Origin of the sequence: Pseudomonas sp. A34-9 (assembly GCF_029543085.1) — a bacterium.
In the GTDB taxonomy this organism is placed as follows: Bacteria; Pseudomonadota; Gammaproteobacteria; order Pseudomonadales; family Pseudomonadaceae; genus Aquipseudomonas.
Genome location: NZ_CP119967.1, coordinates 6,158,283 through 6,176,756, shown reverse-complemented (window position 1 = coordinate 6,176,756; position 18,474 = coordinate 6,158,283). Strand labels below are relative to the sequence as shown.

The window sequence follows — 18,474 nt, the reverse complement described above, 5'->3', positions numbered from 1 at the left end:
TTAAACTGTTATTTCCACTTCGCCCAGATGCCCGCCATACGGCCCAAAACTCCGCTCCACCATCCGCCGCATCCCATCCGCCTGCACAATCAACGCCGTACTCGCCCTCGTCCCGTAACTCTGGCTGGCAATAAACACACTCGACAGCAGTGATTCAGTCGCCAGACCCACCCCGGTATCCGGCAACTCGGCAAACGGCGCGGTCTGCGCATCGCCCAGCAGTTCCAGCAACCGCTCAGGCTGCGGATCCTCCAGCACCGCGCCCAACGCAGCCTTGGCCTTGAGCAACTTCGGCCACGGCGTATCCAGCCCCGCATTGGACACCCCGTAGACGCCGGACTCGAGCATCACCGGCTCTGACATCCGCGCATTGAAGTGCCACAGCTCATGACTATTGCCCAGCAGCAGATTGAACCCGGCATATTCCGGCGCACGTCCGACCACATCGTTCAAATAATCATCAATCGACGCATCACCGGTGAGAAACCGCGCGACCAACTCACCCCGCGACTTGCGCGCCGGTGGCTGATGCGGGTCGCGAATGTTGGTCAGCGCGGCAAAGCGGCCATTGGCGCCAATCCCCAGCCAGGTGCCACCCGCTTCAAGGTCGCGCCCGGCATGCACATGGGGTGCTTCCGGCCATTGCGCCAGCGGCAGACTGGGCCTTGCGTAAAACTCGTCACGGTTGGCCGCGACGATCAGCGGCTGGGCATGGCCCGGGCGCCAGGCGAAAACAATCAGGCACATAAGGTGGTCCTTGTGTGTTTTTTGTCCACTCTACGCATCCAGCGTCCGTGCATCCATCGCCAGTGGAGCAGATGGGTGTGCATCCGTTACCATGCCGCTCCGGTTTTGCGGATGCGGTCTGGGGAGACGGTCATGGAATTTCTGCTCTATCTGGCGCTGGGCGCCTGTGCGGGCGTGCTGGCCGGACTGTTTGGCGTCGGTGGCGGGATCATTATCGTCCCGGTGCTGGTGTTCAGTTTCACCCTGCAGGGCTTTGATCCGTCGATCCTTACGCATCTGGCGGTCGGCACGTCGCTGGCGACGATTATTTTCACCTCGGTCAACGCTGTGCGTGAGCATCACCGTCGCGGCGCGGTGCGCTGGCCGATCTTTATGTGGATGGCCGTTGGCATTCTGCTCGGTGCAGGTTTCGGCGCACTGACTGCCGAGGCGATCTCCGGGCCGCACCTGCAAAAGATCATCGGCGTGTTTGCCTTGATCATCTCGGTGCAACTGGCGCTGGAGATCAAACCCAAGGCCAGCCGAACGGTGCCGGGCAAACTCGGTCTGACCGTGGCCGGCAGTGTGATTGGCTGGGCCTCGGCGATTTTTGGGGTTGGTGGCGGTTCGCTGACCGTGCCGTTCCTGACCTGGCGCAGTGTGCCGATGCAGCAAGCCGTGGCGACCTCGTCGGCCTGCGGTCTGCCGATCGCCTTGGTCAGTGCATTAAGTTTCATGATTCTGGGCTGGCACGATCCGTTGTTGCCGCCGCATAGTCTCGGTTTTGTGTATTTGCCGGCGTTGTTGGGCATCGCCCTGACCAGCATGGTCTTCGCCCGCATCGGCGCGCGTCTGGCGCACCGATTGTCGCCGCGCTTGCTGAAACGCCTGTTCGCCGCTTTGCTGTTCAGCGTGGGTGTGAGCTTCCTGCTTTAACCGTCGCAATCCTGGCTTAATCCTGAGGTGGCAGCGTCGCCCGGGAATTTTGGTTTCAACTCTAACGAGGAGTCGCAATGCTGCCTTACCCGCAGATCGACCCGGTGGCCCTGGCCATCGGTCCGCTGAAAATCCACTGGTACGGTCTCATGTACCTCGTCGGCATCGGCGGTGCGTGGCTGCTGGCATCGAGCCGGCTCAACCGTTTCGACCCGACCTGGACCAAGGAGAAACTCTCCGATCTGGTGTTCTGGCTATCGATGGGCGTGATCGTCGGCGGACGTCTGGGTTACGTGCTGTTCTACGACCTGAGCGCTTATCTGGCCAATCCGACGCTGATTTTCGAAGTATGGAAGGGCGGCATGTCGTTCCACGGCGGGTTTATCGGTGTGATGCTGGCCGCGTTGTGGTTCGGCAAGCGCAACGGCAAGTCGTTCTTCCAGTTGATGGACTTCGTCGCGCCGATGGTGCCGATTGGTCTGGGCGCTGGACGTATCGGCAACTTCATCAACGCCGAATTGTGGGGCAAAGCCACCGACGTGCCGTGGGCCATGGTCTTCCCGCCGTTCAGCGATCCGGCGCAGCTGCCGCGTCACCCGTCGCAGCTGTATCAGTTCGCGCTCGAAGGCGTGGCGTTGTTCCTGATCCTGTGGATTTTCTCGCGCAAACCGCGTCCGACCATGGCCGTCTCGGGCATGTTCGCGCTGTTCTATGGCATCTTCCGGTTCATCGTCGAGTTCGTTCGCGTGCCGGATGCGCAACTGGGCTATCTGGCCTGGAACTGGCTGACCATGGGCCAGGTACTCTGCGTGCCGATGATCGTCGGCGGGCTGTTCCTGATCTGGCTGGCCTATCGTCGCGCACCGGCAGCACCGCTCGCGCCGACGGCTTAAACTACGAACCCCGGCGCGCGACGCCGGGGCTCAAAGGACACAGGTAACTCATGAAGCAATATCTCGAACTGGTCTCGCACGTCATTCAGAACGGCAGCAAACAGGCCAACCGCACCGGCATCAACACCATCAGCTTCCCGGGTGCGATGCTGCGTTTCGATCTGCAGGAAGGTTTTCCGGCGATCACCACCCGCAAGATGGCCTTCAAGTCGGCCATCGGCGAGATGTGCGGTTTTCTCCGTGGCGTGAACAACGCCGCTGAATTCCGTGCGCTGGGCTGCAAGGTCTGGGACCAGAACGCCAACGAAAACGCGCAGTGGCTGGCCAACCCGTTCCGTCAGGGTGACGACGACCTCGGCGAAATCTACGGCGTGCAATGGCGTAAGTGGCCGGCGTACAAGCAGATCCCGCTAAGTAACACCGCCGCCATCGAACAAACCTTGAGCAACGGCTACAAGCAGATCGCTCAGGGCGAAGAAGACGGCCAGGCTTACGTGGTGCTGTACAAAGCCATCGACCAGGTGCGCCAGTGCGTCGACACGATCATCAACGATCCGGGCAGCCGTCGCATCCTGTTCCACGGCTGGAACGTCGCCCAGCTGGATGAAATGGCCCTGCCGCCGTGCCACCTGCTGTATCAGTTCCACCCGAATGTCGAGACCAAAGAGATTTCTCTGACCCTCTACATCCGTTCCAACGATCTGGGTCTGGGCACGCCGTTCAACCTCACCGAAGGCGCCGCGCTGCTGAGCCTGATCGGTCGCCTGACCGGTTACACGCCGCGCTGGTTCACCTATTTCATTGGTGATGCGCACGTCTACGAGAACCACCTGGACATGCTCAACGAACAGCTCAAGCGCGAGCCGTTCGCCATGCCCAAGCTGAAGATTTCGGATCGTGTGCCGGAGTTTGCCAAGACTGGCGTGTATCAACCGGAATGGCTGGAACTGGTCGAGCCGAGCGATTTCTCGCTGGAAGGCTATGAGCACCACGCGCCGATGACTGCGCCAATGGCGGTCTGACAAGTAGTACGCAACACCCCTGTGTAGGAGCTGCCGAAGGCTGCGATCTTTTGATCTTGCTGTTTATAAGATCAAAAGATCGCAGCCTGCGGCAGCTCCTACATTGGGTTTTATGAAGGGCTCAATGGCCGTGACTACGGCCCACATGCGAATGCTCAACTTCCGTCGCGACAACCCCGCCACTCACTTCCAGTCGCTGCAAAATCCCGCATTGATCCGCCCCCGGCCCTTCGCCACAGCGTTGGCGCAGGTCGAGCAGTTGTGCCTGCAACGCCAGCAACCCGTCAATACGCGCCTTTACATGCTGGATGTGCTCGTCGATCAGCGCATTGACGCTTTCGCATTGGTCCTGCGGGCTGTCACGCAAGGTCAGCAGGCTGCGGATCTCTTCGAGAGTCATGTCGAGGGTGCGGCAGTTGCGGATGAAGGTCAGGCGTTCGGCGTGGGCCTGGGTGTAGACGCGGTAGTTGCCGTCGCTGCGGGCCGGCTCTGGCAGCAGGTTTTCGCGCTCGTAATAGCGGATGGTTTCCACGGCGCAGTCGGTGAGTTTCGCCAGTTCTCCGATCTTCATGACGGCAATCTCCAAAAGGGTGCTTGACCCTATAGTGGCTACAGGGTCTTTACTTGGCAACAGGCACCTTCATGGACGCGACCAATGAGCGATTCCCAGCACACCCACAAACCCGGCGACGGGCACGATCACAGTCATAAATTGCAGCCTGTGCACAAGCATTCCCATGGCGGCGATGCCTGCTGCGGATCGAAAGTCGCCGCACCGGCACCGGTTCATGCGCACGAAGATTCCTGCTGCTCGTCGGCAGCCGCCGCGCCTGCGCTGGTGCAGCTGAGCGAAAAGACCAGCGCCGATGCGCGGTTGAGCAGTTTCCGCATCGAGGCGATGGACTGCCCGACCGAGCAGACGCTGATCCAGAACAAGCTTGGCAAACTGGCCGGCGTCGAGCAGCTGGAATTCAACCTGATCAACCGTGTGCTCGGCGTGACCCACACGCTGCCGGGCACCGAGCCCATTACCGAGGCAATCAAATCCCTCGGCATGCACGCCGAACCGCTGGAAGCGGGCGTTGAAACCCAAGCCCCCGCGCCAGTGAAAAAACACTGGTGGCCGCTGGCGCTGTCCGGTGTCGGTGCACTGGCTGCCGAAGTGATTCACTTCACCAACGCCGCGCCGACCTGGGTGGTGGCGATCATTGCGCTGGTGTCGATCCTCAGCGGTGGCCTGACCACCTATAAAAAGGGCTGGATTGCCCTGAAGAACCTCAATCTCAACATCAATGCGCTGATGAGCATCGCCGTCACCGGTGCCATCCTCATCGGCCAGTGGCCGGAAGCGGCGATGGTGATGTTCCTTTTCACCGTCGCCGAGTTGATCGAAGCGCGCTCGCTGGATCGTGCGCGTAACGCAATCGGTGGCTTGATGCAGATGACACCCGAGCAGGCGACCGTGCAGCAGTCTGACGGCAGCTGGCTTGAACAGGAGGTTAAAGTCGTCGAACTGGGTGCCCGCGTACGGGTAAAACCCGGTGAGCGCATCGCGCTGGACGGCGAAGTGCTCAGCGGCAGTTCGACCATCGACCAGGCGCCGATCACTGGTGAAAGCTTGCCGGTGGAAAAAACCGTCGGCGACAAAGTCTTCGCCGGCACCATCAACCAGGCCGGCTCGCTGGAATACACGGTGACTGCGGCGGCGAACAACTCGACCCTGGCACGCATCATCCACGCCGTCGAGCAAGCCCAGGGCGCACGGGCGCCGACCCAGCGTTTCGTCGATCAATTCTCGAAAATCTACACCCCGGTGGTGTTCGTTCTGGCCCTGGCCGTGGCGATCATCCCGCCGCTGTTCATGGGCGCGGTGTGGTTCGACTGGATCTATCGCGCGCTGGTGCTGCTGGTGGTCGCGTGCCCATGTGCCTTGGTCATTTCCACCCCGGTAACCATCGTCAGCGGCCTCGCGGCAGCGGCGCGCAAAGGCATTCTGGTCAAGGGCGGCGTGTACCTGGAGGGCGGCTTCAAGCTCGCTTATCTGGCGCTGGATAAAACCGGGACGATCACCCACGGCAAACCGGTGCAGACCGATTACCTGTCCCTCGACCCGACGGCGGAGGCTACGGCGCCGGCAATCGCGGCGGCACTGGCCGGGCGTTCCGACCACCCGGTGTCACTGGCCATCGCCAATGCGGCTGTGGATAAAAACTTCACGCCGTTGATTGTGGATAACTTTGCAGCACTCGGCGGCCGTGGTGTGAAAGGCGAGATCAACGGCCAGACCTACCACTTGGGCAACCATCGTCTGGTCGAAGAGCTGGGCCTGTGCTCGCCGCAACTGGAAGAAAAGCTGTTTGCGCTGGAGAAGCAGGGCAAATCCGTGGTGTTGTTGCTCGACAAGTCCGGCCCATTGGCGCTGTTTGCCGTGGCCGACACGGTCAAGGAGAGCAGCCGCGAGGCGATACGTCAGTTGCATGCGCTGGGCGTGAAAACCCTGATGCTGACCGGCGACAACGTTCACACCGCGCAGGCGATTGCCGCTCAGGTCGGTATCGACCAAGCCAAGGGCGACATGCTGCCAAGCGACAAGCTGCAAGCCATCGAGGACCTGTACAAACAGGGCCACCGGGTCGGCATGGTTGGCGACGGCATCAACGACGCGCCGGCGCTGGCCCGCGCCGAGATCGGTTTTGCCATGGCCGCGGCTGGCACCGACACCGCGATCGAAACCGCCGATGTCGCCCTGATGGACGACGATCTGCGCAAGATCCCGGCCTTCATCAGCCTGTCGCGCAACACCGCGAGCATCCTGAAACAGAACATCGCGCTGGCCCTGGTGATCAAGGCTATCTTTCTTGCGGTAACCTTCGCCGGGCTCGCCACCATGTGGATGGCGGTGTTCGCCGACATGGGCGTGAGCCTGTTGGTGGTGTTCAACGGTTTGCGCCTGCTGCGCAAATAGATGAGGAAAGGTTGTGCTGAGTGCCGAGCTGAAAGCGTTTTACATGGTCGCCCGCCTGGGCAGCATCACGCTGGCGGCGAAAAAACTCGGCCTCAGCCAACCGACCGTGACCACGCAGATCCGCCATCTGGAAAGTCAGTATTCGGTGGAGTTGTTCTACCGTGGTGGCCGGCGCCTGAGTGTCAGTGACGAAGGCGCGCGGTTGCTGCCGATGGTCAAGACGCTGTTGCAGCAGGAAGCCGACATTGAGTTCTTCCTGCGCAACAGCGGCCAGGTGCAGGGCACGTTGCGCATCGCCGCGACGGCGCCGTATTACATCCTCGATCTGGTGAAAACCTTCCGCGAGCGTCTGCCGCACGTGGAGGTGTCGGTGGAAATCGGCAACTCGCAGCAGGTGCTCGAAGCGCTGGAGGATTACCGGGTGGACATCGCGGCGTCGTCGCAGTTGCTCGATGATGCGCGGCTGATTCGCCGGGTGCTGGGCACTGATCCGCTGGTGCTGGCGGTGCATCGCAATCATCCGCTGGCGACGCAGGAGCATGTGGCCCTGAGTGCGCTGGCCGGGCATACCTTGTTGATGCGGGAGTCGGGTTCGACGACGCGGCGGCTGACGGAAGAGTTGCTGGCCAGTGCCGGGGTGAGTTTCGGGCCGTTGCTGGAGATCGGCAGCCGCGAGTCGATCCGTGAGGCGGTGCTGCGCAATATCGGCATCAGCATCATTGCCCGGCAGGAAGTGCCGCATGATCCGCAGTTGCGCGTGTTGACCATCGAGAATGCGCCGCAGATTCCCGAGTATCTGTATTGCCTCAAGGAGAGGAAGGGCGCGCGGTTGCCGGCGGCGTTTCTGGGGTTGGCGCAGGAAATGTCCCCGGCTTGAAGATCAAAAGATCGCAGCCTTCGGCAGCTCCTACATTGGAATGCGTCCCCCTGTAGGAGCTGCCGAAGGCTGCGATCTTTTGATCTCCAACCAAAATCCCCGAATACCACTATCGGCCGTTTTTGCCTCACTGCCACATGACGGACGCATTACAACTCTAGGATTGGCCTCATCTGCTTGATGAGGTCTGTCCATGAATCCTGCCATCGCAACTGCCCTGACCAACCCCGGTGCGCCGATGAAAGTGCGCGGCGTGCAGAAACGCTTCGGCGCGTTCACTGCGCTGGATAACGTTTCCCTCGACGTCGCCGCCGGTGAGCTGGTGTGCCTGCTCGGCCCGTCGGGCTGCGGCAAGACCACGTTGCTGCGCTGCATCGCCGGCCTGGAAAAGCAGGACAGCGGCGAGCTGTACCTCGGCGATCGCGATGTCTCACACCTCGCCCCACAAGCCCGCGACTACGGGATTTTGTTCCAGTCCTACGCGCTGTTCCCCAATCTGACCGTCGAAGCGAACATTGCCTACGGCCTGGCCGGCAGCGGTCGCGACGAAGTGCGCCGCCGCGTCGGGCAGATGCTGGAGCTGGTCGGCCTCACCGGCAGCGAGAAAAAGTACCCCGGTCAATTGTCCGGTGGCCAACAGCAACGCGTCGCGCTGGCTCGTGCTCTGGCGCCGGCACCGTCGCTGTTGTTGCTCGATGAACCGATGTCCGCCCTCGACGCCCGCGTCCGCGAGCATCTGTGCACCGAGCTGCGCCAGCTGCAACGCAACCTCGGTATCACCACGCTGATGGTCACGCACAATCAGGATGAAGCCATGCTGATGGCCGACCGCATTGCGGTGATGAACAACGGCCGCGTCGAGCAGTACGCCACCCCGCAGGAAATCTACAATCGCCCGGCTACGCCGTTCGTGGCCGAGTTTGTCGGGCAGGGTAACTGGCTGCCGTTCCAGCGCAGCAGCGACAGCCATGCGCAGGTCGGCGGGATGAACCTGCGCCTGAGCGACGGCAGCGTCCAGCGCGCCTCGGGTCGTTTGTTTTGCCGCCCGGAAGCGATCAACGTCAATCCGTTGGTGCATGAAGAAAACCTGTTCCCGGCCAAAGTCCGCGAGATCACTTTCCTCGGCAACCGCTGCCGCATGAGCTTCGAACTCGATCAATTGCCGGGCCACGCCTTGCTCGCCGAACTCGCCCCGGAAGCCATGCCGCGCCTCGGCGCTCAGCAAATCATGGTCGCCTTGCCGCCGCGCAGCCTGCAGGTGTTTGCCTGATGAACAGCAACCTCGCGCTGCCGCTACCGCACAAGCAGGTGCGACAGTCTTCGAAAGCCGAGATCGGCGACCGCATTTTTGTCGTCGGCGGCAAAGTCCTTTTGCTGGTATTGCTTGGCGTTGCGGTGCTGTTGCCGTTGCTGGCGATCTTCTGGCGCGGCTTCAGCAGTGAAGCCGGGCAGGGCGGTGGCTGGGTTGCGGCGAAGGAACTGGTGACCAGCGAGAATTTCCACTGGTTGCTCGGCAACAGCCTGAAGGTTTCCCTCAGTGTCGCGGCCATCGTCGTGCCGCTGGCCTATCTGTTTGCCTACGCCTTGCAACGCACGCTGATTCCGGCGAAGGGTATCTGGCGCGGGATTTCCCTGCTGCCGCTGATGGCGCCGTCGATGCTGCCGGGTATTGCGCTGGTCTATCTGTTCGGCAACCAGGGCATGTTGCGCGGGCTGCTCTCGGACAACATCTACGGGTTCTGGGGGATTGTGCTGGGCGAGGTGATTTACACCTTCCCGCATGCGCTGATGATTTTGCTGTCGGCGCTGTCGCTGGCCGATGCACGCCTGTTCGATGCCGCATCGAGCATGGGCGCCAGTCCGGCGAAGGCCTTTCGCAGCATCACATGGCCGGCGACCCGACAGGCTGTGTTCGCCGCGTTCTGTCTGGTGTTCACCCTGACCATCACCGATTTCGGTGTGCCGGTGGTGGTCGGGGGCGACTATCAAGTGCTGGCGCTGGAAGCCTACAAAGCCGTGGTCGGCCAGCAACAATTCGGTCGCGGCGCATTGATCGGCATGGTGCTGTTGCTGCCGGCGCTGTTCAGCTTCGGCGTCGATGCCTGGCTGCGTCGACGTCACGGCGACTCCATGAGCGGGCGTGCGCAGGTGTTCAAACCAGCACCGTCGAAACTCCGCGACGGCTGCTATCTGGCGATTGTTTTGCTGATCAGCGCCGCATTGATTCTGGTGTTCGGCATGGCGGTGTTCTCTTCGCTGGTGAAGTTCTGGCCGTACAACCTGTCGCTGTCGCTCAATCATTACCAGTTCAACGAAACCGCTGGCGGTGGCTGGCTGGCCTACAGCAACAGTTTGAAGATGGCCTTGGGCACGGCGTTGATCGGCAGCGTGCTGATTTTTACCGGCGCCTACCTGATGGAAAAAACCCGCAGCCAACGCGGCCTTAACCTGACCTTGCGCATGCTCAGCTTCGTGCCGATGGCGGTGCCGGGGCTGGTGCTCGGTCTCGGATACGTTTTCTTCTTCAACCTCAGCGGCAACCCGCTGCATGTGCTGTACGGGACGATGACGCTGCTGATCGTCTGCACCATTGCGCACTACCTGACCACCGCACAAATGACCGCGACCACCGCCCTGCGCCAACTCGACGCCGAGTTCGAAGCGGCTGCGCTGTCGCTGAAGGCGCCGCTGTATCGGCACTACCTGCGCGTCACCGTGCCGATCTGCCTGCCGGCGCTGCTCGACATCGTGCGCTACCTGTTCGTCTCGGCGATGACCACGGTCTCCGCAGCGATCTTCCTCTACAGCCCCGACACCATCCTCGCGGCGGTCGCGGTGCTGAACATGGATGACGCTGGCAATGTCGGCGGCGCGGCGGCGATGTCGACCCTGATTCTGTTCACCTCGGCGGGCGTGTCCTTGCTGCTGGCGTGGGCTTCGCGCGGCTTGCTGCGCCGTTCCCAGGCCTGGCGGCAAACCGCGCCCGGTCACTGATTCCAACCCCGTTCAACTCACTACAGGAAAACGATCATGTTCAAGCCTATGGCCCTGGCCGCTGCTGTGCTCGCTACTTTCAGCCTGAATGCCTTTGCGGCAAAAACCGAGTTGACGGTGTACACCGCCCTCGAAGCCGAGCAATTGAAGTCCTACAAAGAAGCGTTCGAAAAGGCCAACCCGGACGTCGAGATCAAATGGGTACGTGATTCCACCGGGATCATCACCGCCAAACTGCTCGCTGAAAAGGCCCGTCCACAGGCTGACGCGGTGTGGGGCCTGGCAGCGTCGAGCCTGGCGATCCTCGATCAGCAAGGCATGCTGCAAAGCTACGCGCCGAAGGACCTCGGCAAGATCGGCGCGAACTACCGCGACGCTGCCAACCCGCCAGCCTGGGTCGGCATGGACGTCTGGGCCGCGACGATTTGCTTCAACACCGTCGAAGCCGAGAAACAGGGTTTGACCAAGCCCGTGAGCTGGCAGGACCTGACCAAGCCTGAGTACAAGGGCAAGATCGTCATGCCGAATCCGGCATCGTCCGGCACCGGTTTTCTCGACGTCAGTGCCTGGCTGCAAACCTTCGGCGAAAAGCAGGGCTGGGCCTATATGGACGGCCTGCACCAGAACATTGGCCAGTACGTTCACTCCGGCTCCAAGCCTTGCAAACTGGCGGCGGCAGGGGAATTCCCGATCGGGATTTCCTTCGAATACCCGGCCGTTCAGTTGAAGCGTCAGGGGGCGCCGCTGGACATCATCCTGCCGAAGGAAGGCCTGGGCTGGGAGATCGAAGCGACCGCCGTGATCAAAGGCACGGCGCATGAAGAAGCGGCGAAGAAACTGGCTGACTTCTCGGCAAGTGCCGAGGCGATGGATCTGTACAAGGAGAACTTCGCTGTTCTCGCGCAGCCGGGTATCGCCAAGCCGCAGACCGAATTGCCGGCGGATTACGAGCAGCGTTTGATCAAGAACGACTTTGCCTGGGCCTCGAAGAATCGCGACGAGATCCTCACCGAATGGCGCAAGCGTTATGACGGCAAGTCCGAGAAAGTCGCCGCCAAGTAAGACCTTTATCGACTGACAGGGCCCCTTCGCGAGCAGGCTCGCTCCCACATTGGATCTTCAGTGAACACAAAGTCCGTGGGCACCAAAAATCCCCTGTGGGAGCGAGCCTGCTCGCGAAAGCGGTCTCCCATGCAGGACATCATCCAGATGACACAACCCAAAGACCTGCTCATCGTAGGCGCCGGCATCCTCGGCCTGTCTCACGCCTACGCCGCCGCCAAACGCGGCCTCAAGGTCGCCGTCTTCGAACGCACCGCCACACCCCTCGGCGCGTCGGTGCGCAACTTCGGCCAGGCGCTGGTCACCGGCCAGCCCCCCGGCCCGATGCTGGAGTTGGCCAAGGCCAGCCGCGAGATATGGGGCGACTGGGCGCAACTCGCCGGCCTGCAAATCAAGCGCAACGGCTCGTACCTCTTCGCCAGAACCGAAGCCGAAGAACACCTGCTCGAAGCCTTCAGTACCGGCCGTGCGGTTGAACACAGCTACAACGTCGACCTGTTGCGCGGCGCAGCACTGCGCGATCTGTACAGCGGCCAGTTCAGCCACCACCGTGCCGCCCTTCATGGCATTGACGATCAACAGCTGTATTCACGCGAAGCGATTCCGGCACTGATCGACTACCTGCGCCGCGACCTCGGCGTCGAGTTTCACTTCTCGACGCTGGTGCGCGACGTCGAACCTGGGCGCCTGCACAGCACTGCCGGCTCGTTCACCGCTAAACAGATCATCGTCTGCTCCGGCCACGATTATCAAACCCTGCTGGCCGAGCCGATTGCCGCACTCGACCCGCAGATCTGTCGCCTGCAAATGCTCCGCGCCAAACCGCAGATCGCGCTGAATCTGCAGCACGCCTTGCTCACCGGCCTGAGCTGCGTGCACTACGGCGCCTTCGCCGATCTGCCGGAAGCAGCGGCAGTGCAGGCGCAGATCCTGCGTGAACAACCGCACCTGCACGACAACGGCATCCACCTGCTGATCAGCCCGACACCGTACGGCGAACTGATCATCGGCGACTCGCACCACTACGGCAGCGACCCTTCACCGTTCAACGCCGAGCAAGTGGACAACTGGATGCTGGAACTGGCCGAACAGACGCTGGGCTGCAAGGTGCAAGTGCTCGAGCGCTGGCAAGGCGTCTATGGTTCCCGGGGGCCGGGGCCGTTTTCGTTGCTGCGCCCGGCAGCGGGATTGAGTGTGGCGCTGATGCACACTGGTGTCGGCATGAGCGTTGGTCCGGCGATGGCCGAGCGCAATGTTGCGCAATTGCTGGAGGAAATTGCATGACAGGTCATGAACCAGTCATCGCGCGGGTATTCGGGTTGTATGAACGCTTCGGCACCCGCGATTACATCGGCGAACCGGTGTCGCAGATCGAGCACATGTCTCAGGCCGCGCAGTTGGCGATGGCAGAGGGTTTTGATGATGAAGTGGTGCTCGCCGCGTTCTTCCACGACATCGGTCATTTGTGTGCCGAGGGCGCGGAAAATATGGGCGGCTATGGCGTGGTCAGCCATGAACGGCTGGGCGCGGATTATTTGCGTGAGGCCGGTTTCAGCGAGCGGTTGGCGCGGCTGGTGGAATATCACGTGCAGGCCAAGCGGTATCTGACGTTGCGTGAGCCGGGGTATTTCGCCCGCTTGAGTGAGGCGAGTCGGCGGACGCTGGAATATCAGGGCGGGGTGATGACCGAGGCTGAGGCGGATGTGTTTGAGCGGGATCCGTTGTGTGCGGTCAGCCTGCGGATGCGCCAGTGGGATGAGCTGGCGAAGGAGACGGCGGTGCCGGTGATTGATCTAGTAGTTCTCAAGCGCAAGGCTGAAGTTTTGTTGTCGGCTGAGTGATTGCTGCCCTCATCGGATCGCCGCCCGCCCAGCCCTCTCCCGGAGGGAGAGGGAGCCTACGGAGTTGTTCTCAGGTGATACATCGACCTGAGTTATCCAGTCGAGCTCAGGTTTGGAAAGCTTGAAGATCGGCTCCCTTTCCCCTCTACCCCTTGGGGGAGAGGGCTGGGGTGAGGGGGTAGCGATCTAAAGCTCAAGCACCCGTTCAACCAGCCCCTCAATCTGCTCCTGCCTTTCCGCCTGATTCAACTTCGCCTGCGGATTCAACGACGACCACTGCGGATGCGCCCGCGCCTTGCTCAGCGCCTCGGGCAACTTGCCCTCGCGCCAGGTCTTGTCTTGCGGCGTCGCCACTTGAACGGCGTCCATCGCTGCGTGCCCGCGCTGATCCAGCGCCAGCAACAACTGGCGCTGGCGCAACGCCAACAGCCGCAACACCGCGTCATCCACCGTCAGCTCACGCTGGCCTTTGATCTTGCCGAGCAGGCGGCTGCCATAACTGCGCGCCGTTTGCAGCGCACCGCCAGCAATCGCGCCAGCCAACGCTGCAGCGCCGAGCGTAATCCCGCCGACCAACAAATCGACGCCAGCCCCCGCCGCCGCGCCTGCGGCGATTCCGCCACCGACCCGCACACCCAGTTGCTTGAGGGTTTCCGGATTGAACAAGTCATCGCCCCAACGCCCATCGAGCAACGGCAAATCACTGGCCGCCGCATCCTGCGGGCGAAATGCGTAGAGCTTGAGCAATGCCTCGACGCATTTTTGCTCGCGCTGGCGTACGGCTTTGCGCAGTTCGCTGATGGCTTGCTGTTCCTGCGCCGCTTCGCTGACCACACTGCGTCGGCACGCGGCGCAGTCGATTAATAACTCAGCGATCAATCGCGCCGCACTTTGCTGCCGGGCGAGGCGCTGGGCCTGCTGATCGGCAATCAACCGCTCCAGTTGCGGGCGGGCGTTTTCCAGCAGCAACGCGAGGCTTTCATACAGCCGTCGCTCGCCATCCTCGGGCGGCGCCACGCTGTCGAAACGTACCAGCGCATGCAATCCGAGCCGGGCCAAAGCCTCGCGCCAATCCGGCTCACGATGGTTGGCGCTGCTGACAAAATTCAGCACCGGCAGCAGCGGTTTGCCGCAACTGGCAAGCACTTCCAGTTCATCGCGGTACTTGGCCAGCACCGGTTCGCGGGCGTCGATCACATACAAGCCCGCATCGGAGGCGAGCAGTTGCCGCAGCACTTTGGCTTCCTGCTCGAAACGCTGTCGCGCCTCGCTGCCGTCGAGAAACCGCGCCAGTCTTGCCGGGCCGTCGAGGCGTTCACCGGGGCGCTCCAGACGTTCGAGAAAATCGAGCAGGGCGATGGCGTCTTCCAGCCCCGGTGTGTCGTAGAGATCAAGCAGCGGCTCGCCGTCTACCGACAACCGCGCGCCCTCGACATGTCGGGTAGTGCTCGGGCGATGGGAGACTTCGCCGAAGCCCACATCGCGGGTCAACGTGCGCAGCAGTGAGGTCTTGCCGACGTTGGTGTGGCCGACCACCGCGAGTTTCAACGGCGCTTTCCAGGCATCAGTCATGGCCAGTCTCCAGCCAGTTCAGCGGCGCGCAATCGGCAAACGTCAGATCAAGCTGTTGCAGCGCGACGTGCCAGTCGCCGAGGCGTTCGGCATCCAGTGCTTCGCCCGGCGGCGCTTGCAGCAGCCAGACACGGGTTTCGCCGGCGTTGCGCGCCAGTTCGGCGATCAAGGCAAGGCTGCCGCGATCCGGCGAGCGCCGTGGGTCGCAAGCAATCGCCAGCCGTGCTGGCGGGAAACGGCTCAATTGTTCGAGGAGTTTGTGGCGTGATTCGCGGCTGTCGAGGATGCCGGCGTTGCTGACGTTTTTCGGCAATGCCGGTGGCCATGGGCGTTGTTCGTCGAGTTCGATGGCGACCAGTAATGCGCCTTCACTGGCGAGTTCGCCGACGCTGCTTGCCACGCGGTGCAGCTGCGCCGGCTCCGGGTCGTTGACGCCGAGGCGTTCGCTGGTCGGCATCAGGCGTTCACGCAGTTGGGCATAGCCGGGCAGGTTCAAGTCCAGGCGCAGCGCGGATTTGCCGCTGTTCCAGCGCCAGAAACATAACAGTGCCAGCAGCAGACGCGGCAGCACGCCATACACCACCAACACGCCGACCAGCCAGGTCGCCCAGGCCTGTCGGGCGCTTTCGATGTCGAGCGCGCCGTCGCCGCTGGCGCGGATCATCTCCACCGTCGGCACGTTGAAACCGAGCAGCGACGGCAGATAGCCGAGCGCGTGGGTGACGTGGATAAAGGTGTCGGCGCTGAGAATCGTGGTTTCCCAGACGAAGCCGTAGCGCCGGGTCGCCATCAGCGTCAGCAGCAGAATCAATGCGCTGAGCATCGCCAGCAACCACAAGCCGTTGACCAGCGTACCGAGCGCCCAGCGATTGAGTTTCTTGCGTTGCAGCATCAAGAGCAGTGCCGGCCCCAGATGCGCGGCTTTGGCATCGCGAGCGAGTTTTTCGCTCAGCCATAACCACAATCGTCCGAGCGTGGCGCCGTGTTCGCCGGCAAAGATCAATCCCAGCAACCAGCTCAGCAACAGAATCAGGTTCAGCCCGAGCAGACTGCCCAAGGCCCAAAACACGTTGACCGGTGTCTGGCCGAGTGCGGCGAAGGCCAGACCGGCGCCGCTCAACACCGCGAAGATCATCAGCAACACCAGCGCCAGACGTGCGCCTTGCAGCCAGTGTTTGAGTGCTGCCGTCAGCCCGTCACGTTCGGCCAGCCATAACGCCCTGCGTTGAATACGGCTCGGCAGATCACCGCCGGTCGTGCGCGCCAGTCGGTTGGCTTCCAGATCATCCAATGGGCCTGCGTGTTCTTCGCGCAGGCGCACGGTCTCGGTCAGCCAGAGGTTTTGCAGTGGAGTCAGTTCAGTCACGCGGCGTCCCGTCGCTTAATTGATTGAAGAGCATAACCGCTGTGGCGCTTATCGGGGTAAGCGCGGCTCTGGTATCCTCGCCGGCATGACTAAATCACTCCCCCTCAGCCTGATCGCAGCCCTCGGTGAAAACCGCGTGATCGGCGTCGACAACAGCATGCCCTGGCACCTGCCGGGGGACTTCAAATACTTCAAGGCTACGACCTTGGGCAAGCCGATCATCATGGGGCGCAAGACCTGGGATTCGCTCGGTCGGCCGTTGCCGGGTCGCTTGAACATTGTGGTCAGCCGTCAGACCGATCTGGTGCTTGAAGGTGCGGAAGTTTATCCGTCGCTGGAAGCAGCGGTGGTTCGCGCCGAGGAATGGGCGAAAGCGCAGGGCGTCGATGAGTTGATGCTGATTGGTGGCGCGCAGTTGTATGCGCAAGGGCTGGCTGATGCGGATCGTCTGTACCTGACCCGTGTGGCGTTGAGCCCGGAAGGCGATGCGTGGTTTCCGGAGTTTGATTTGCACCAGTGGAAACTGGTGTCGAACGTTGAAAACCCGGCGGTTGAAGATAAGCCCGCGTACAACTTCGAGGTTTGGGAGCGCGCATAGATCGTTCCCACGCTCTGCGTGGGAATGCCTTAACGGACGCTCCGCGTCCAGGTGACGCGGAGCGTCACGGGCTGCATCCCCACGCGGAGCGTGGGAACGATCATCTTGGGTTAAGCCTGCGCCAACTCCGCATGCTCATCGGCATCCAGCAGTTCTTTATCGGTCTGCTGCATCACCTGGCTGGTAATCGCACCGGCCGTGATCGAACCGCTCACGTTCAACGCCGTGCGGCCCATATCAATCAGCGGCTCAACCGAAATCAGCAACGCCACCAGCGACACCGGCAGGCCCATCGCCGGTAGCACGATCAGCGCCGCGAACGTTGCGCCGCCACCGACACCGGCAACCCCCGCCGAACTCAAGGTCACAATCGCCACCAGCGTCGCGATCCACAGCGGATCCAGTGGGTTGATACCAACAGTCGGCGCAACCATCACCGCCAACATTGCCGGGTACAGACCGGCGCAACCGTTCTGGCCGATGGTCGCGCCGAACGATGCGGCAAAACTCGCCACCGATTGCGGAATCCCCAGACGACGGGTCTGCGCTTCAATGCTCAGCGGAATGCTCGCGGCACTGGAACGGCTGGTGAACGCGAACGTCAGCACTGGCCAGATCTTGCGGAAGAAACGTAGCGGGTTGATCCCGGCCGCCGACACCAGCAAACCGTGAACCACGAACATCAGGCCCAGACCCAAGTACGAGACCACGACGAAACTGCCGAGCTTGATGATGTCCTGCAGGTTGGAACCGGCGACCACTTTGGTCATCAGCGCCAGTACGCCGTAAGGGGTCAGCTTCATCACCAGACGCACCAGACGCATTACCCAGGCTTGCAGGGTGTCGATGGCGTTGATCACTTTCTGACCTTTTTCGACGTCATCCTTGAGTAGTTGCAGCGCCGCGACCCCGAGGAACGCGGCGAAAATCACCACGCTGATGATCGAAGTCGGCTTGGCCCGGGCCAGATCGGCGAACGGGTTTTGCGGGATGAACGACAGCAGCAGTTGCGGCACGTTCAGGTCAGCAACCTTGCCGGCGTAGTCAGTCTGAATGGTTTGCAGACGGGCCATTTCCTGGGTGCCGGCGACCAGACCTTCGGCGGTGAGGCCGAACAGGTTGGTCAGGCCGATGCCAATCAGCGCCGCAATCGCGGTAGTGAACAGCAGGGTGCCGATGGTCAGGAAGCTGATCTTGCCCAGCGACGAAGCGTTATGCAGGCGCGCCACGGCGCTGAGGATCGAGGCGAACACCAGCGGGATGACGATCATTTGCAGCAACTGCACGTAGCCGTTACCGACCAGATCGAACCAGCCGATCGAGGCTTTCAGCACCGGGTTACCGGCACCGTAAACAGTGTGCAGGGCCACGCCGAACGCGACGCCCATCGCCAGCGCGAGCAGGACTTTTTTCGCCAGGCTCCACGTGGTGTGGCGGGTTTGCGCCAGACCGAAGAGCAGGGCGAGGAACACCAGCAGATTGAGGATCAGCGGCAGATTCATGAAAACTCCGATAAGACGTATGCCAGTCGCATTCTTGGGCAACTGCGAACCGGCAAGCCTAACAGTTTGATTTGCAATGATTTAATACCGAAATCGCAGGGTGTCCGTCGTTTTTGGAAT

At 61.9% G+C, this 18,474-nt stretch carries 16 protein-coding genes; 11 read left to right on the top strand and 5 right to left on the bottom strand.

Translation table 11 applies throughout. The features are described from left to right. Complete coding sequence (locus tag P3G59_RS27770) at positions 1–747, bottom strand: NRDE family protein (RefSeq protein WP_277759736.1); 747 nt, start codon at positions 745–747, stop codon at positions 1–3. Positions 748–879: 132 nt separating this feature from the next. Here P3G59_RS27770 and P3G59_RS27765 point away from each other — a divergent pair, with 132 nt between their 5' ends. From P3G59_RS27765 to P3G59_RS27755, 3 genes are all read left to right on the top strand, one after another. Continuing rightward, positions 880–1,662: a sulfite exporter TauE/SafE family protein gene (locus tag P3G59_RS27765; RefSeq protein ID WP_277759735.1), complete on the top strand. Its 783-nt coding sequence runs from the start codon at positions 880–882 to the stop codon at positions 1,660–1,662. 77 nt (positions 1,663–1,739) lie between these two features. Further along, positions 1,740–2,555, top strand: coding sequence for a prolipoprotein diacylglyceryl transferase (gene lgt / locus P3G59_RS27760; RefSeq protein WP_064116307.1), 816 nt, complete (start codon positions 1,740–1,742; stop codon positions 2,553–2,555). A gap of 50 nt (positions 2,556–2,605) precedes the next feature. Beyond that, on the top strand, positions 2,606–3,577 hold the full coding sequence (locus P3G59_RS27755; RefSeq protein WP_127930146.1) for a thymidylate synthase: 972 nt from the start codon (positions 2,606–2,608) through the stop codon (positions 3,575–3,577). Positions 3,578–3,698: 121 nt separating this feature from the next. Here the strand turns inward: P3G59_RS27755 and cadR are convergent, their stop codons facing one another. Continuing rightward, positions 3,699–4,148: a Cd(II)/Pb(II)-responsive transcriptional regulator gene (gene cadR, locus P3G59_RS27750; protein WP_277759734.1), complete on the bottom strand. Its 450-nt coding sequence runs from the start codon at positions 4,146–4,148 to the stop codon at positions 3,699–3,701. A gap of 84 nt (positions 4,149–4,232) precedes the next feature. On the opposite strand from cadR, the gene P3G59_RS27745 reads away from it, so the two are divergent. The 7 genes from P3G59_RS27745 to P3G59_RS27715 all read left to right on the top strand — a co-directional run bounded on the left by P3G59_RS27745 (position 4,233) and on the right by P3G59_RS27715 (position 13,316). Continuing rightward, the gene (locus P3G59_RS27745; RefSeq protein ID WP_277759733.1) at positions 4,233–6,542 is read left to right on the top strand and encodes a heavy metal translocating P-type ATPase; all 2,310 of its coding nucleotides are present in this window, start codon (positions 4,233–4,235) and stop codon (positions 6,540–6,542) included. A 13-nt stretch (positions 6,543–6,555) separates the two neighbouring features. Further along, the gene (locus P3G59_RS27740) at positions 6,556–7,419 is read left to right on the top strand and encodes a LysR family transcriptional regulator (RefSeq protein ID WP_277759732.1); all 864 of its coding nucleotides are present in this window, start codon (positions 6,556–6,558) and stop codon (positions 7,417–7,419) included. Positions 7,420–7,612: 193 nt separating this feature from the next. Further along, complete coding sequence (locus P3G59_RS27735; protein ID WP_166221586.1) at positions 7,613–8,689, top strand: putative 2-aminoethylphosphonate ABC transporter ATP-binding protein; 1,077 nt, start codon at positions 7,613–7,615, stop codon at positions 8,687–8,689. Next, positions 8,689–10,413: a putative 2-aminoethylphosphonate ABC transporter permease subunit gene (locus tag P3G59_RS27730; protein ID WP_277759731.1), complete on the top strand. Its 1,725-nt coding sequence runs from the start codon at positions 8,689–8,691 to the stop codon at positions 10,411–10,413. The genes P3G59_RS27735 and P3G59_RS27730 overlap by 1 nt, the downstream gene beginning before the upstream one ends. A 36-nt stretch (positions 10,414–10,449) precedes the next feature. Further along, positions 10,450–11,475: a putative 2-aminoethylphosphonate ABC transporter substrate-binding protein gene (locus P3G59_RS27725; protein WP_277759730.1), complete on the top strand. Its 1,026-nt coding sequence runs from the start codon at positions 10,450–10,452 to the stop codon at positions 11,473–11,475. Between the two features lie 147 nt (positions 11,476–11,622). Continuing rightward, complete coding sequence (locus P3G59_RS27720) at positions 11,623–12,759, top strand: TIGR03364 family FAD-dependent oxidoreductase (RefSeq protein WP_277759729.1); 1,137 nt, start codon at positions 11,623–11,625, stop codon at positions 12,757–12,759. Beyond that, complete coding sequence (locus P3G59_RS27715; protein ID WP_277759728.1) at positions 12,756–13,316, top strand: phosphonate degradation HD-domain oxygenase; 561 nt, start codon at positions 12,756–12,758, stop codon at positions 13,314–13,316. The genes P3G59_RS27720 and P3G59_RS27715 overlap by 4 nt, the downstream gene beginning before the upstream one ends. A 186-nt stretch (positions 13,317–13,502) precedes the next feature. On the opposite strand, the gene P3G59_RS27710 is transcribed toward P3G59_RS27715, so the two are convergent. Continuing rightward, complete coding sequence (locus P3G59_RS27710; protein ID WP_277759727.1) at positions 13,503–14,888, bottom strand: GTPase/DUF3482 domain-containing protein; 1,386 nt, start codon at positions 14,886–14,888, stop codon at positions 13,503–13,505. Beyond that, positions 14,881–16,254 (bottom strand): DUF2868 domain-containing protein, encoded by a 1,374-nt coding sequence (locus P3G59_RS27705; protein WP_277759726.1) that lies wholly within the window; start codon positions 16,252–16,254, stop codon positions 14,881–14,883. The genes P3G59_RS27710 and P3G59_RS27705 overlap by 8 nt, the downstream gene beginning before the upstream one ends. A gap of 85 nt (positions 16,255–16,339) precedes the next feature. On the opposite strand from P3G59_RS27705, the gene P3G59_RS27700 reads away from it, so the two are divergent. Beyond that, on the top strand, positions 16,340–16,852 hold the full coding sequence (locus P3G59_RS27700; protein ID WP_277759725.1) for a dihydrofolate reductase: 513 nt from the start codon (positions 16,340–16,342) through the stop codon (positions 16,850–16,852). A gap of 110 nt (positions 16,853–16,962) precedes the next feature. On the opposite strand, the gene P3G59_RS27695 is transcribed toward P3G59_RS27700, so the two are convergent. Further along, the gene (locus P3G59_RS27695) at positions 16,963–18,354 is read right to left on the bottom strand and encodes an L-cystine transporter (protein ID WP_116028425.1); all 1,392 of its coding nucleotides are present in this window, start codon (positions 18,352–18,354) and stop codon (positions 16,963–16,965) included. Positions 18,355–18,474: the final 120 nt, after the last annotated feature.

Bases quoted from the DNA above. Each gene is read 5' to 3' on its own strand.
- P3G59_RS27770 (WP_277759736.1), bottom strand. From the start codon at position 747: ATGTGCCTGATTGTTTTCGCCTGGCGCCCGGGCCATGCCCAGCCGCTG.
- P3G59_RS27765 (WP_277759735.1), top strand. From the start codon at position 880: ATGGAATTTCTGCTCTATCTGGCGCTGGGCGCCTGTGCGGGCGTGCTG.
- lgt (WP_064116307.1), top strand. From the start codon at position 1,740: ATGCTGCCTTACCCGCAGATCGACCCGGTGGCCCTGGCCATCGGTCCG.
- P3G59_RS27755 (WP_127930146.1), top strand. From the start codon at position 2,606: ATGAAGCAATATCTCGAACTGGTCTCGCACGTCATTCAGAACGGCAGC.
- cadR (WP_277759734.1), bottom strand. From the start codon at position 4,148: ATGAAGATCGGAGAACTGGCGAAACTCACCGACTGCGCCGTGGAAACC.
- P3G59_RS27745 (WP_277759733.1), top strand. From the start codon at position 4,233: ATGAGCGATTCCCAGCACACCCACAAACCCGGCGACGGGCACGATCAC.
- P3G59_RS27735 (WP_166221586.1), top strand. From the start codon at position 7,613: ATGAATCCTGCCATCGCAACTGCCCTGACCAACCCCGGTGCGCCGATG.
- P3G59_RS27730 (WP_277759731.1), top strand. From the start codon at position 8,689: ATGAACAGCAACCTCGCGCTGCCGCTACCGCACAAGCAGGTGCGACAG.
- P3G59_RS27725 (WP_277759730.1), top strand. From the start codon at position 10,450: ATGTTCAAGCCTATGGCCCTGGCCGCTGCTGTGCTCGCTACTTTCAGC.
- P3G59_RS27720 (WP_277759729.1), top strand. From the start codon at position 11,623: ATGACACAACCCAAAGACCTGCTCATCGTAGGCGCCGGCATCCTCGGC.
- P3G59_RS27715 (WP_277759728.1), top strand. From the start codon at position 12,756: ATGACAGGTCATGAACCAGTCATCGCGCGGGTATTCGGGTTGTATGAA.
- P3G59_RS27710 (WP_277759727.1), bottom strand. From the start codon at position 14,888: ATGACTGATGCCTGGAAAGCGCCGTTGAAACTCGCGGTGGTCGGCCAC.
- P3G59_RS27700 (WP_277759725.1), top strand. From the start codon at position 16,340: ATGACTAAATCACTCCCCCTCAGCCTGATCGCAGCCCTCGGTGAAAAC.
- P3G59_RS27695 (WP_116028425.1), bottom strand. From the start codon at position 18,354: ATGAATCTGCCGCTGATCCTCAATCTGCTGGTGTTCCTCGCCCTGCTC.